14 protein-coding genes are annotated in these 13,866 nt (G+C 36.8%); 2 read left to right on the top strand and 12 right to left on the bottom strand.

Annotation, left to right across the window (positions count from 1 at the left end):
• Positions 1-128: 128 nt before the first annotated feature.
• The gene (locus A5888_RS16120) at positions 129-2,297 is read right to left on the bottom strand and encodes a HelD family protein (RefSeq protein ID WP_086350805.1); all 2,169 of its coding nucleotides are present in this window, start codon (positions 2,295-2,297) and stop codon (positions 129-131) included.
• 292 nt (positions 2,298-2,589) lie between these two features.
• Positions 2,590-3,609 carry a YdcF family protein gene (locus tag A5888_RS16115; RefSeq protein ID WP_086350806.1) on the bottom strand — a complete coding sequence of 340 codons (1,020 nt, stop codon included), beginning with the start codon at positions 3,607-3,609 and terminating at the stop codon, positions 2,590-2,592.
• Positions 3,610-3,816: 207 nt separating this feature from the next.
• Between A5888_RS16115 and A5888_RS16110 the strand changes: the two genes are divergently transcribed.
• Positions 3,817-4,416, top strand: a complete 600-nt coding sequence (locus A5888_RS16110) for a lipoprotein BA_5634 family protein (RefSeq protein WP_086350807.1) — start codon at positions 3,817-3,819, stop codon at positions 4,414-4,416.
• 322 nt (positions 4,417-4,738) lie between these two features.
• Here A5888_RS16110 and A5888_RS16105 read toward each other — a convergent pair whose 3' ends face one another.
• Together A5888_RS16105 and A5888_RS16100 are read right to left on the bottom strand one after the other, a co-directional pair.
• Positions 4,739-6,172 carry a glycoside hydrolase family 1 protein gene (locus A5888_RS16105; protein ID WP_086350808.1) on the bottom strand — a complete coding sequence of 478 codons (1,434 nt, stop codon included), beginning with the start codon at positions 6,170-6,172 and terminating at the stop codon, positions 4,739-4,741.
• Between the two features lie 28 nt (positions 6,173-6,200).
• Positions 6,201-8,060, bottom strand: a complete 1,860-nt coding sequence (locus A5888_RS16100) for a glucose PTS transporter subunit IIA (protein ID WP_086350809.1) — start codon at positions 8,058-8,060, stop codon at positions 6,201-6,203.
• A 174-nt stretch (positions 8,061-8,234) separates the two neighbouring features.
• Here A5888_RS16100 and A5888_RS16095 point away from each other — a divergent pair, with 174 nt between their 5' ends.
• The gene (locus A5888_RS16095) at positions 8,235-9,143 is read left to right on the top strand and encodes a LysR family transcriptional regulator (RefSeq protein WP_086350810.1); all 909 of its coding nucleotides are present in this window, start codon (positions 8,235-8,237) and stop codon (positions 9,141-9,143) included.
• Between the two features lie 585 nt (positions 9,144-9,728).
• On the opposite strand, the gene A5888_RS16090 is transcribed toward A5888_RS16095, so the two are convergent.
• The 8 genes from A5888_RS16090 to A5888_RS21520 all read right to left on the bottom strand — a co-directional run bounded on the left by A5888_RS16090 (position 9,729) and on the right by A5888_RS21520 (position 13,789).
• Positions 9,729-10,376, bottom strand: coding sequence for a hypothetical protein (locus A5888_RS16090; RefSeq protein WP_086350811.1), 648 nt, complete (start codon positions 10,374-10,376; stop codon positions 9,729-9,731).
• Between the two features lie 44 nt (positions 10,377-10,420).
• Positions 10,421-10,981 (bottom strand): hypothetical protein, encoded by a 561-nt coding sequence (locus A5888_RS16085; RefSeq protein ID WP_086350812.1) that lies wholly within the window; start codon positions 10,979-10,981, stop codon positions 10,421-10,423.
• Complete coding sequence (locus A5888_RS16080; protein WP_086350813.1) at positions 10,981-11,508, bottom strand: WapI family immunity protein; 528 nt, start codon at positions 11,506-11,508, stop codon at positions 10,981-10,983. Before A5888_RS16080 ends, A5888_RS16085 begins: the two co-directional genes overlap by 1 nt.
• A 64-nt stretch (positions 11,509-11,572) precedes the next feature.
• Positions 11,573-12,082: a hypothetical protein gene (locus tag A5888_RS16075; protein WP_339101701.1), complete on the bottom strand. Its 510-nt coding sequence runs from the start codon at positions 12,080-12,082 to the stop codon at positions 11,573-11,575.
• Between the two features lie 80 nt (positions 12,083-12,162).
• On the bottom strand, positions 12,163-12,858 hold the full coding sequence (locus A5888_RS16070; RefSeq protein WP_339101700.1) for a hypothetical protein: 696 nt from the start codon (positions 12,856-12,858) through the stop codon (positions 12,163-12,165).
• A 23-nt stretch (positions 12,859-12,881) separates the two neighbouring features.
• A complete protein-coding gene (locus A5888_RS16065; RefSeq protein WP_339101699.1) occupies positions 12,882-13,286 on the bottom strand; it encodes a hypothetical protein in 405 nt (134 codons plus the stop codon).
• A 46-nt stretch (positions 13,287-13,332) separates the two neighbouring features.
• A complete protein-coding gene (locus tag A5888_RS16060) occupies positions 13,333-13,659 on the bottom strand; it encodes an immunity 53 family protein (RefSeq protein WP_339101698.1) in 327 nt (108 codons plus the stop codon).
• Positions 13,610-13,789, bottom strand: coding sequence for an Imm53 family immunity protein (locus tag A5888_RS21520; protein ID WP_422389753.1), 180 nt, complete (start codon positions 13,787-13,789; stop codon positions 13,610-13,612). The genes A5888_RS16060 and A5888_RS21520 overlap by 50 nt, the downstream gene beginning before the upstream one ends.
• Between the last annotated feature and the right edge of the window lie 77 nt (positions 13,790-13,866).

Genomic DNA, 13,866 nt, shown 5'->3' with positions numbered 1-13,866 from the left:
GCGAACCTAACTAATTATCCCACTTTCCTCTTGACTAATCGTAGGAAAAAGGCTAAGGCAAACACCTATAGAAGTTTCTATCATCAGAAAGAATGCCCCATACCTGTTTAACACAGCCCATTTCCGCTTCATCGAAGAAGCGTTGGCAGCTCTTTTCTATAGGTCACAAACAACTGCTTCATTGCACGAGAAATTGCTGTGTACAGAATCTTGATTTCTCTGTCTGTTGCATAGTTTTCAGCCGACACATCATAAAGCAACACATGATCGAACTCTAACCCTTTCGACAAGCTGATTGGCAAGATCGTGACCTTCAAGGAATCCAGTTCACTATCCGTCAAAGCAGCTTTGATCGTTTCGACTTCTGTCTCATTTTTCGTAATAACGGTCAGCTTCGAATCCGTTCCATCAAGCTGTTGAACACTATCCTTCAACAGCCCCACAAAATCTGTCATTGAGTCAAATTGTTGGAAGACCGGCTCTGCACCATCTTTTCTTATCGGTATAATGTCCATCTTCTTATTGTCTGTTGCGAGCTTGCTAAATACTTTTGTGATCGAACCGCTGGAACGATAACTGTAAAGCAGGTCATAGCGTTGCACGCTAAGTCCTCGTTCATCAAAAGCTGCTTCGATCTTCTCAAAGGAAATACTGGAATTAAAGATAGCTTGGTTCTCATCGCCCACCATCGTAAATGCACTCTTTTCAAATAGGTCGAACAATAAACTAAGCTGAGCAGGCGTATAATCCTGAACCTCATCGATCAAGATAAAGCGCATCGGCTCAACCTCAATTTTTTCGATCAAATTATGTTGGATTGTCTGTAATACAACGGCCTCATCTAACGTATAAGTGTCAGTATGCATAAAGCTATATGAATGGCCTTCATACGCTTCAAATATTTTATCAAAGAAGAAGCCGATATCTAGCCATGCATTTTCTTCAATCCCCTTAGTAATACTGCGGTATCTTTTACGAAGTAGTTTTTTTCCGTAAAAATACAGCTTATTCTCCGTCTCTTCTGAAATGATTTCTCCAAAGTATTTCTGCTGCATTTCTTCAGATAAAGATAGGATCTGATTTTGGATTTCCGTACTCTTCGCTTGCTTGAGTAAACGACCTTCCCAATAACTGCTAAGCTGTTTTTTTGTCGCCTGTATTTTATCGATAAGTCTAGAATAGTCAGGTGTCGCATGATAAATTTCGGCAATTTTCTCTTTCGAAATGATTGTTTTTCCCTTTCGCTTCAAATCCTTGAGAAAGGCATCTGTTGAAAGGAACAAGTCATCAGACTGCTTGATATGCGCAACATATTCCTTACTACGCAAGATATCCGCGTTCTTGTCATGTGCTTCTCCACTGATTCGTTGGAAATAAACCTGTTCGTTTTCTATCTCGACAGATGAAATTCGCTCAACAAATTGCAGCATCGTCAAATTCAATGGGTTTCTTTCACCTAAAGATGGTAATACATTGGAAATGTACTCGATAAATTTTCTATTCGGTGACAGAATCAAGATATTATCAACGGTGATCGTTTGACGATATAAATACAAGAGATAAGCGATTCGTTGCATGATTGTGGAAGTCTTCCCACTTCCGGCAATCCCATTCACTAAAATATTTTTATTTTTCGTATCACGAATGATCACATTTTGTTCTTGCTGAATCGTGGATGTAATGTCCTTCATTTCATTGGTAGAATCCTGTTCCAATGCTTCCAGAAGAACATCATCCTGAATCGCAATCGAGGTATCAAAGAACTTGATCAGCTGATCCTTTTCCAGGATGAATTGACGTCTGTTTTCAATAGCTACATCGATCGTATTGTCATGAACAGAATAAGAAGATGGGCCAATCGTGTTATTGTAAAAAAGCTCCGCAATCGGCGAACGCCAATCGTAAATCAGATTATTACTACTTTCATCCGCAAAATTATTGATACCGATATAAAAATCCTCCAGCTCCTCATCATCCAGAAAATCAACCGTGATTTTCCCAAAGTAAGGTGCTGCCAATAACCGCTTCACTTTTTCAAGTAGTGTCGTAGCAGTCTGCAAACGAATATTCATCTGATCGATTTCACGATTCTTCATCTCCAATACGGCAAAGGTATCCAAATTATCAGTGATATTCTCAAAGTTAAGACTCACATCACTCGTCATATTGTGTAACGAGTTAATGCCATCTTGCTTGGCATTGTCCAAAAGCTCTTCCAGCTCTTCTTTTGTTTCCAACAGCTTCGTATAAACCTTTTTTAAATACTGCTCTTCCATTTGTTTTTCTGTGATGGACATACGGCACGCTCCTTTATTTTTCGACAGCTGTAGATATGAGAAATACTGTCTCCTCGTCGTTTTGTTTTTTAGACTGCCAAAGTGTAAAAGCCAAGCGATCTGACTTCTTAGAAAAGGCATTCTCGATAAAAAACATGGGACTGATTAGAATACTCCTTTTTGGCAGGAAAAGCAACTGTTTTATTCATTTAAAAATGTTTTTACCACTTTTCTCGCTCTTGTCCCTTTTTTCAGCTTCCTATAATAAAAAAGATTCTTCGGTCAATCAGCCAAAAAATCTTTTTTAGTCTATCTAAATAGGTAGGAACGATACAGTGGTAAAAATGAGGGATAGGAGGATGAGACCACCAGTCAACCATTTATAGTGGATCAACAACGCAATGTATTCTCGTATCAATGCTGTAGGTAAAAAGTATAGCGCAGTTGGGGCACCTACACCTTCTGCTTTCAAACCAACTTTTCCTGCATACAGTGCACCTCGCAGCACATGATAATTATTCGTCGTGAAAATCACAAATGGTTTGCGTTCGCCCTGCCAATGTGCAAAAATTTTTTCCTGAGAAAATTTCATGTTTTCCAAAGTTGTTCGAGACTGATCCTCTAAAATGATTTTATCTTCAGGAATATTCTGAGAAAGCAAATATTTCCGCATCGCATAAGCTTCTGAAACAGGTTCATCTGCCCCTTGGCCCCCACTAACGATAAATACCGCTCTCGGATTTTTATTATAATACTCGATCCCTTTATCCAAACGGCTTTTTAACAAAGGTGGGACTTCTTCACTGCGAATCCCAGAGCCCAGCACAATGATATAATCGATTGCTTTTTTTATCGGAAATTTTTGACAGAACCAAGAATAGACCAGGTAAGCTGCAAAGAACAATGTAAATAAAAAATCGACCAGTAAAAAAGTAAAAATCAAAATAGAAATGACCATTGGTATTTTAAGAGGAGGCCCCATTGCCAAAAGATAAGCAGCCAGAGGAACCACCACCAGAATATTAAGTCCTAATCCGGCCGAAAGTTTTGCTGTGACAGACCGACCTTCCTTGGTGCTCATTATATGTGTATTAGTAATAAAATAAAGACAGACACCTAAAAACAAACAAAACCCAACAGCATAAACACCAATAAACACAAGACTTTCTGCTAATGATGAAACACCTGCCACCTTATCCAAAATCAAATAGAGCAAAAACAGCAATAGAAAAAAGCCACCTGTCACAAAGGCGACCCCGCCAATAAAACTTCTTCCTTTTTTTAATAGTATCAATCCGCCAAATACCAGCAGAATCAATGAAATATACACCATATCCCAATACCCACTCCCACGATTCTTTTATTAAATGCGCTCGACATTCTCTTCAATTTTTACCATTAAACCTCAGTTAAAGCAATTGATTCACTTTACCTATCAAACAGTATGACAAAAATGTTCGTTCGCTGTTCGAAGAAAAGCACGCCCTTTTCAATGACCCTCTATACAATAGACATATACTTAAGAAAGATTGGTGAACCAATGAAAAAATTAGTACTAACGTTAGTAACACTAGGAGTTATTGGCGCTTTAGCCTATGGCGGCTACTCCATGGTGATGAAATTTATGCACAAAGAAGTTTATGGGATCATTTTAGCAGATAGTGATGCTGGGAAACTGGACTCTCTTGCACAGCAACACAAAACCGATATCAATCAAGTGACAGCAGTAACAGGTAAATGGGTTGCTTCAACAAAAACACTGGCTTTGACAAAGGATCAGGCGGAACAGCTTCTAAAACAAAAGGCGTTGAAGTCTGTCACAGAAAAAAATGAAGAGTATCAATTTACTGCGCTACAACAAATTGATGGCGAGCTTCCGATCCTTTATTCAAAGGACGCAACGAGCACTATCACAGATGCGGTTGGAAAAGCATATGAAATTAACGCAAATCGCTATGTTGTTCTAGGTGAATCTTCCGGCGGCGTTGCCAATATTCTTATTTTAGAACCAGCCGACTACGATGGATTTGTTGGCGATGCCCTTACAGTTCAAGCGCTTGATCAAAAAATCGATGCCTCAAAAGCCTTGGCAGATTACACCTCTGCCGAAATCGTCCAAATGTATGATTTGAAGAAATAAGCGCTGCTGGAATTTGTCCTAAGTTCAACTAGTTATTTTGCTGAAGCTGTTCTACCTCCCTTGCTACCCAAAGAACTGCTTTAGCTACAGAAAGTAACTCCCCACTAAAACAATGATCGTCGTTGTCTTAGTGGGGAGTTTTTTGTGGTTAACTAACTTTCCGTGTGGTCTTCTTATTTTCAAATAAAGCGATGCTCAATTGATTGTTGGTACACAATTTTTTCTAAAGGAAGAAAAATTACTCTATCCTATTCAAGTATTGTATTGATAGCAGAAATGTTCGTCTCTAAGTTTTTCTATTAAAGCACAATACTGCATAATACTAACGCAACAGCTTTTCAGGTAGCTCTAATTGCTCTCCATTGGATTCAATAACTTGTTTATAGTAGTCAAATGAATCTTTTTTAAGTCGTTGTAATGTCCCATTCCCTTCATTGTCTTTATCCACATAAATGAATCCATAGCGTTTAGCCATTTCAAATGTTCCAGCTGACAACATATCAATGGGTCCCCAATAAGCATATCCCATGATTTCTACGCCATCTTTAATCGCTTCTTTCAATGCAACTAAATGGTCGTGAAGATAACTGATTCGATACTCATCATGAATTTTTCCATCCTCAACTATATCTTTTGCTCCAAGACCATTTTCAACAGGGAATAAAGGAACCTGATAGCGATCCCACAATTCGTTTAGGGTAAATCGAAACCCTAATGGATCAATTTGCCAGCCCCAATCGCTAGTCTCCAAGAACGGATTTGGAGAACCAAAATCACCGCCTGTATCGCCAAAATATGGTTGACCTACTTCATGAGTCGTTGTTCGATAATAACTGAATGCCAAAAACTCATTACGATATCGAGCAATAAGTTCCAAATCCCCCTCTTCCATTTTGACATCGACATCATGCTCTTTCCACAGTCTGTTGATGTACGTTGGATAGTAACCTTTAAACATTACATCTGGGTAAAATAAAGAGCGACGACGACAGTCTTGCGTCTCAAAAACTGCTACTGGATCACAATTATGAGGGTAAATATTACTCAGGGAACACATAGCACCAATTTTAGCATCTGGAATAATCTCATGACATAGCTTTATTGCTTTTGAATTGGCTACAAACATATGATGACTAGCTTGATAAATAGCTTGCATCTTATTCTCACCAGGTTTTGGAATAATTCCACCAACATACTCCGGATTTCTCCGCATATTATTCAGCTCATTGAAGGTCAACCAAAGCTTGACCTTGTCTTTGTAACGGTTAAAAATAGTTTCGCAATATTTCTCAAAAAGTGGGATCAGCTTGCGGCTACGCCACCCTCCGTATTTTTCAACTAAAGTTACCGGCATCTCATAATGTGAAATAGTGATTAATGGTTGAATATTATACTTTAAGAGTTCATCAAATAAGCGATCATAAAAATCCAAACCTGCTTCATTAGGCTCTGCTTCTTCACCTGTCGGGAAAATTCTCGTCCAATGAATAGATGTCCGAAAAACCTTAAAACCCATTTCTGCGAAAAGCTTTATATCCTCTTTATAGCGATGGTAAAAATCAATAGAATCTCTACCTGGATGATAGTTCATAGATTTAGCTTTCATAGGATTCCAATCCATAATGCCATTTACACAATAGCTAGTAAAATCACGCCCCTTGCCGCCTTCATCCCAGCCGCCTTCAATTTGATTTGCGGCAGCAGCTCCACCCCATAAAAAATTTTCCGGGAATTTTTCTGTATATGCTTTTCTCATACTATCCATACCTCTCCTTTTTGTGTAATTAACTCATATTCATTTCCGCAATTGGTGATTCTCCAGCAGTTACACAGCCAAAATTCTCCAATGTGATTGTCTTCCCTTTTTGTTCTGTAATAATCATCATCGTCGTCAAATCCAGCTCCGACGCAGATAAATAATCCATATCTAATTCCACTAGTTCTTGACCAGCATTGACGCTCTCTTCGTTTTGAACCTTCACTTTGAAGCCTTTTCCATTAAGTCGGACAGTATCGATTCCGATATGAATAAGTATTTCCATTCCATCATTAGACCTTAGACCAATCGCATGACCACTAGGAAACACAGATACGACAGTTCCATTTATTGGTGATACAATTCGATTTTCTAATAGTTTGAAAGCTACCCCTTCTCCTAATGACTTAGATGAAAAAACTTCGTCATTTACGCTTTCTAACGGAATAGTCTCTCCAGTAGCTATAGCAACGATACTGTTAACCGGTTCCGCAGCTTTCGGAGAACTATCAAGCGTTGTTGCCTCAAGCTCGTCTTCATTGATTCCAACGATATAAGTCACAACAACGGAGACGATGAAGGCAACACCGCATGCAAACAACATGCCTACCATCGTTTCCTTAAAAATCGGTGCTGCCAAAAGTGTTGTTTTACTCATTGTATAAGCACGAACATTAAATAAACCCGCTATGATTCCACCAAAAAAACCTCCTGCAACTACACCATAAAAAGGTTTTTTAAATCTTAATGCAATGCCATATATCGCTGGTTCAGAAATCCCGGCAAATACGGAACCCACACCAATACTCAACGCTTCTGCACGTAACTCCTTATTCTTCGTCCGTAAGCCGACACCGATCGCAGCACCGCCTTCAGCAACTACATGAAGAATCAATGCTGGGCGAAAGAAAGAATCATGTCCTAAAGTCGTGATATTTTGTACCAAGAATGGTGCTAAAAGTGTATGCATTCCCATCATCACCATAAATGGCAAGATACCAGTCAAGACACCTAACGCCACTGGTCCAATCAATTCTTGCAGCCAAATAATAAATCCTACAACATAATTTCCTAAGAACGTACCCAATGGACCGATCACTACAAAAGTCAAAACAGCTCCAATCGTTATTGTCATAGCTCCAACAACAACAGATTTAAGAATACCAGGAATAATTTTATTAAAAAATTTCTCGATATAATAAACACATACTGTGCTTAATAAAGCTGGTAGCATAGAGCTTGAGTAACCAACCAGCATAACCGGCAATCCAAAGAGATTAACTGAATTTCCCGCTGCAACTATTTCATTAAAAGTTGGATGTAACAATGCACAGGCCACTAACATCGGATAAACTGGCTGCATTCCTAACTTTTTGGAAGCACCATAAGCAACTAAAATGGGCATAAAATAGAATGGAACATCACAGACAAAAGTCAAGAATAAGTACGTGCTGTTTTCAGCGATTCCAGGAGCAATCATTGAAGCGATGAACAATGCCAACTTCAACATTCCTCCTGCAATCAAGCCAGTGATTACAGTACTAACAGAACCCGAAATAAAATTTAGAACATCTAAAGCAATTGTTTTTGGGTGTTTTTTTTCATTCGACCTCTTAATTGAATCGTTTTCTTCTTCACCTGTGAAATTGTATTTTTTTTGCAATACTGAGAAAGAATCTAACAAATTTTTCCCCATAATTACCTGAAGCTGACCAGCACCATAAACTGCTCCTAGCACACCTTTTATCTTCTTGATCATTTCCAGATCAGCCTTACTATCATCTTTTAGAATAAAACGCAGCCTTGTAGCACAATGCGATAGTGAATCTACATTTTCCTTACCACCAACACCAACAATGATTTCCTTAGCAAATTCATCGAAATTCATGTTTTCTCCTCCATACTAATTGTCGTTATTTTCTAGAATGATAACGCTTGTATTTTGATCGACCTAGGATAAATCACTTTACATTTTCATTATATGAGAAAAAAATGTTTTGTATATCGAATATTTTCGATATATAATGTTCGCAATACCGACATTTGATTTAGAGGTGACAAAGTGAATATAGAAGAAATTGAGACTTTTTTAGCCGTTGTTGAATACGGCAATGTACTACGAGCTGCCGAACATATATATATTGGCCACGGCACTGCCAGCACCAGAATAATGAATCTTGAAAGAAAATTGGGCGTCATCTTGTTGGAACGTCAAAAAGGGGTTAGAAAAACTGTTCTTACATCAGAGGGGGAAAGCTTTCTACCAATCGCTCAACAGTGGGCCGCACTTTGGTCAGATGCTCAAAAACTGAAAGAACGACAAACATATAAAGAACTACGAATAAGTGCTTCCGATTTAATTAGTTCTTTTGTATTTGAGGATGTCTATAGAAAGTTTATCAAGAAGCATTCAACCATTTTTTTAACGCTGCAAACTGAGCATGCGACAGAAATTCACCAGCAAATCGAAACTCAAAAAATGGATCTTGGCTTCGTTTTTGTCCTTCATGATTATCCAAATGTTATTTCGTTTCCACTTTACGAAGAAGATATGGTCTTAGTATTCCATAAGGATTCGAGATTTTCAGAAACAAAAGAAAAGGAATTTTTGAAGGCTGAACATGAAGTCTATGCCTTTTGGAGTGAAGCATTCAACCTATGGCATAATTATTACTTTCCTTATGCCGGAAGAAAAAAAGTGATCGTTGGTACTGCTGCAATGATATATAACTTTTTAGAAGAAAAGGAGGATTGGACGATTTTACCCTTATCAATTGCGCAAAACTTTATTAAAAAAAATAATCAGTTAGACTATCAATTCATCTCTTCTCCCCCACCCAAAAGGACTGCTTACGTGTTGGCTCATAAATTTCCTAAACCAGGAACGAAAAAAAATGCCAAACTTTTTCTCGATGAAGTCCGAACTTATATAAGAGAAAGTACCGGCCTAACATTATTAGACAATAAATAATACTCAATCAAATGATAGTCAGAGTGATAGCGATACGTTCTTTGATGCAGTTTGATGATCCATCGCAGGAAAGACTCTGAGACAAATGCTGAGATGTAGTACCAAGTAGGGATTTTTTCTTAAAAGAGCAAGCCTAGTGATTCTAAGCAATAAGATGGGGTTTCCGAAAATTGACTCACAAATTTTTACTGACCAGGTAAATGCCGTTCGTCATTTATTTTCAGCAAACTAGCAATTCTCAACACTTAAAAGAACCTAACTGTGTCGAGTCGCCAGCTCCGCTAGTATGAGATGTTCTAGTAGAATGATAGGTGTAACGGCAATGTAATGGATTAATAAAAATTCATTTCCTAACAGGAGTTAACCGTATTTAGCGAAAGAACACTTTCAGTTTATTGTTGAAGGTGAACAAACACCAACATTTATTTAGTAAAAAAACAAAAAGAGACTCGGAAAAAAGCAATCCGAGCCTCTTCATGTTTGTGATTGTCTAATTGCCAGCATATTTTCCCATTTTGATGCTTGCACAGTCCAATAATTTTCAAATCAAGTAATGCTCAATTGATTGTTGGTACACAATTTTTTCTAAAGGAAGAATAAGTCACTTTGCTTCGCTAATTTCTCATACGTCTTTTTGTCCTGTTCATTTCTAAAAATTAGAGGGATACTGATATCGTAATTTGATTTGATAAGAACAGGAACCTTATTGAAATATAGGCAGTTCCATAAGCTTTCACGTAAAAATAATTTAAAAAACGTTTTTAGCAGGTTACTGTCTGTTATCAAATAAATGGTATTAGTGCTCTCTTTTAGCAAATCAAACTGATTTAATAAGATGATTTGATCTATACGATCGCAATTCGAAAGCTGCTTTGTAAAAAAATCAATCAACGCTTTTCTATCACTGAATGTGCCCAGATCGATATAACATTCATTCTCATTTAATTTGAAGCCACGCTCTATGAAATCAAGAAACTTCTTCTCTTGGCTCAATTTGAAATAATCATTTGACAGTAAAGACAGCCTAGAATCATCTTTAGCCATCACTTGACTAAAAACATCTAAGCTTACCTTATAATATTCCGTTCTGGCATGCTCCATTATTTCCTCATAATCCTCCGCATGACAATACATAGCCCACAGGTCATTATGATGGTTCTGTTCATCTGGATCGACTGGTATCAACCTTGGGATCCTTCCGTCCTCTAGATCCATTTCTAAGCTTTTTTTCATTCTTGTCCTCTCATTTCGGAGTTATTGTGGTTACCATTAATCACTTAAAAATACGGTGACTTACATTTCTCAATAAATAGCGTTGAAGGAATATGCTCAGCCGTGATTTCTTTTTCTGAACCTATATACATATAATAATCATAGCCGAAATGAATCCACAGCTTCTCACCTTCAACAAGCTTGCCCCAGATAGTTTCTCTTAGAATCATTCGCGAAACAATCGCAAGCTGATTCTTATACAAGCGTTGATTATTTCTTAAAGTATCAAACTCATCACGCGTTATGTAATCATCCAATGATACAAAATCATATTTTTCTAAAGAAACTACGTTCATTTGAGAAACGGAATTAAGCTGCATAATTGCGCATATAGAATGAATGTACATCGTTTCATAAAAAATATACTCATCGTAAGTCAGCACCGACCCATTATATTTTTTCCCAACATCAGAAACCGAAGTCCATGTTTCTGGCCCAACATATCTCCCTTTTTCATCCCTATAATTTGGATCATATTTTGTTATTCTATAAAAAAACATCGGCATTTCCCTCGCTCTGTTGGTTTCTTCAATCATACACCGATTGATAACGATTACAAAAAACACTAAGTTCCTTCCATTTTTTCACCTTCATTGCCATCGGTTAAATCATACAATTGCTGCTTTAGTTCTTTCATAAACCTAGAGAGATCTTCAGAAAAAACGGCGAAACTAAAACCTTGGTCATAGCCTACTGACTCATCTCTCATATAAGCAGTATTCAGCCACAGCTCAATTGATACTTGATCCTTTTCAAAATCATCACGCATATTTTCTAACCTGAGATGAAATTCTCCTTCTGTCGCTCCACATTCAAATTTTTCATACGCTTCATGTAAGGGTAACATCCCCTTCTTCTTTTTTTCTTCAAGAAGGGTTTCAATGGTTCGTAAGAATACCTTTAGTCCTTCTACGCTAAAAGTTGGGGATTTTTTGAAAATATACCGTTCGTTTTCAACTTGAAAACAAAATTCTATCGGAAGCCAATTAAGATAGTCCTTGTTCTCACAATCATAAATGAATGAATCATTCTTAATTAAATCAATTTCCAACTGTATTTGTTGCTTGAAATGGCTATTCATTATCTGGGGCATTCGCTTCATCTCCTTCTGGTTTTATTCCATAAGCATCTTAGTTTTCGTTATGCGTGCGAATCAACTAAATGCCAAAATGAAGAATCATTTTCTTCTTGGCTATAGCTGTTTTAAGTATCTTCTCTAATTTATCCCAGTCTTTACCTATAAAATATTCCGCCTGTTCCGACTCATCTTCTTCTAAAAATACATAAACCGCTTGGAGCATTTCGGACGCCTGATCCGGTGTAATAATTGTTCTTCCATAATAATTAAATCCTTGTTCAAGATTACCCAGCTCGTTCCAATAGAAAGTTACATTTTTAAAGACATTATAATTTTCTTCGATGAATTGATCTTGTATTTTAATCAGCTCATTTTCAAAATCAGAAGACTGTGCTTGCTCAGGAATCTTGTTACAAAGAACAAATTTATGAATAAGCCCTCCAAATTTAGGACTACCATCTGCATGTACTATCTTCTTATGATTAAAAAGACCTGTTTCAAGAAAATTAACAAACTTTTCATATTCATTTTCTTCATTAAATTTTTCGTTTAAGCACGCTATAAAGTATTCAATTCCTTCAGAGTTCAATAGAGTTGAAATTTCACTTAATCCTGAAACACTGTCACCTGTAGAATAATTTCGTATTCAAGAATCCATATTTTAGAAGCCTAGACTAAAACAGAAATTGACCCTATCCCTTTTTTATAAATCATACAAACTTCAAAAGATTCTTCCCCAAGAATACAAGAAATAACTTTCAACAGCTTTTCTATTTCAGAATCCTTTGTTCGTTTTTCTTTTTTGGGATACAAACTAAAATAAGGATCTGCTCCACTAGCTAACGCTTGTATGCCTAGCTTAATCAATAGATTATTCATAAAGATTTCCAACAGGTCAATAACTGTTACTGGAAGGGCTGTTTGTTCAACAAGAAAATACGTCTCTAATTGGTTCAGATATAACTGTAACTCGTCTTCATTCGTCATAGAAGACTCAATAGTACTTTTCAGTTCTCTTATTTTATGTAATTTTTCCTTATCCATTTGCTTCTTGGAAAATTTCAAATCCACTCGTACTTCACCAAAAATAACTGTATCTGTTTCTCCTTTGAGAATAGATGAAATAGCTTTCATTTCAGAAATACTAGCTGGATACTCATCGTTCACATCATCTTCTTCAATATGGACAGTCGCTATCTTTTTTAAGAACGAATACACCAGAAGCTTTTCAATGAAAATGTACTCACCAATTATTATTTTGTAATATTCTTTTTTGGCCCATACACCTAGCTCTTCTTTTGATAGCTCTTGCTTAAAATAGCTTTCGATTTTTTGAATAATCAATTTTGAAAAAATCTTATTCATCCTTTCTATTTACGTATCATTGCCTAAAGACTTTCCAACCATTTCTCATAAAAATCACTTTGCTCATCTACTGTTGCCATTTTCAGTGCCGGATCATACTCGAATATATCCAGAATATCTAGCTTTTTTGCTGGTACGCCATAGGTGAGTTTATACGCTTTTCTTCCTTCTCCCATAGTCAGCATCATAGGTGAGGGATACACATTTAACGCGGCACCATTACAAAGAAGTTGAATATCTTTCTTCTCAGCTTCCAGTCTCAATTTCTGCAGTGCCTCAAAATAGTTATCTGCAACAAAACCATATGTTTTAGAGTTCAGCTGTGTTTGTAAATAAATCAACTCGTCCTCATCTGAGATGAAGGAATTTAATTCTAACACCTCAATTTTATCGTTCTGCTTAATCTGGATATGAAAAAATTCCTCCAAGCCATTATCCTCCTTGATAGTATCATCTAAATGAATCCGTGGTTATCTAACTATTGTCAACCCATTGCTTAAACATACTCAAAATTTCTACTAGCTTATCTGAATCTCCCGCACCTTCAAATTTGTTATCTTTCACTTGGCATATTAACCAATTATCATCGCCATGATCATATTGGATTTTTTCAAACGCTCTATTCGTTAAAGCAGTGTCTATTAAATCCACGGATACTGACCATCCCGGGTTATCTATATTCTCAATTTTGATTCCGTATAGATGCTCCCAATCCCCATCACACTGTTTTTTATACCAATTCTGTAACCATTCAAATATGTCCACTGTAATTTGTTTCATCACCATTGCCAATAAATACATTATTTTCTACTCTACAACTTATCCATCTTTTGTTGTTATCATTATCAATAGGAGCAAACAACTTGTCTTCCATTAAGGTACCCAACAAATCAATTTTTACAGTCCAACCAGGATTTGCTAACGTATAGATTTGTATCCCATATAACTCTTCCCAATCATCTCCACAATTCTCTACATACCAATTTTGAACCTATAATAGAATATCTT

The sequence above is a fragment of the Enterococcus sp. 9E7_DIV0242 genome (genome assembly GCF_002140975.2).
Taxonomy (GTDB): Bacteria; Bacillota; Bacilli; order Lactobacillales; family Enterococcaceae; genus Enterococcus_L; species Enterococcus_L clewellii.
Note: the sequence above shows the minus strand (reverse complement) of the source record. Positions and strands in the feature narration are given on the sequence as shown.

Excerpts from the sequence above, each read along its gene's own strand:
- A5888_RS16090 (WP_086350811.1), bottom strand. The coding sequence starts at position 10,376 with ATGAAAAAAAGCTTAGAAATGGATCTAGAGGACGGAAGGATCCCAAGG.
- A5888_RS16100 (WP_086350809.1), bottom strand. The coding sequence starts at position 8,060 with ATGAATTTCGATGAATTTGCTAAGGAAATCATTGTTGGTGTTGGTGGT.
- A5888_RS16105 (WP_086350808.1), bottom strand. The coding sequence starts at position 6,172 with ATGAGAAAAGCATATACAGAAAAATTCCCGGAAAATTTTTTATGGGGT.
- A5888_RS16115 (WP_086350806.1), bottom strand. The coding sequence starts at position 3,609 with ATGGTGTATATTTCATTGATTCTGCTGGTATTTGGCGGATTGATACTA.
- A5888_RS16080 (WP_086350813.1), bottom strand. The coding sequence starts at position 11,508 with ATGCCCCAGATAATGAATAGCCATTTCAAGCAACAAATACAGTTGGAA.
- A5888_RS16070 (WP_339101700.1), bottom strand. The coding sequence starts at position 12,858 with ATGAATAAGATTTTTTCAAAATTGATTATTCAAAAAATCGAAAGCTAT.
- A5888_RS16060 (WP_339101698.1), bottom strand. The coding sequence starts at position 13,659 with ATGTATTTATTGGCAATGGTGATGAAACAAATTACAGTGGACATATTT.
- A5888_RS16110 (WP_086350807.1), top strand. The coding sequence starts at position 3,817 with ATGAAAAAATTAGTACTAACGTTAGTAACACTAGGAGTTATTGGCGCT.
- A5888_RS16120 (WP_086350805.1), bottom strand. The coding sequence starts at position 2,297 with ATGTCCATCACAGAAAAACAAATGGAAGAGCAGTATTTAAAAAAGGTT.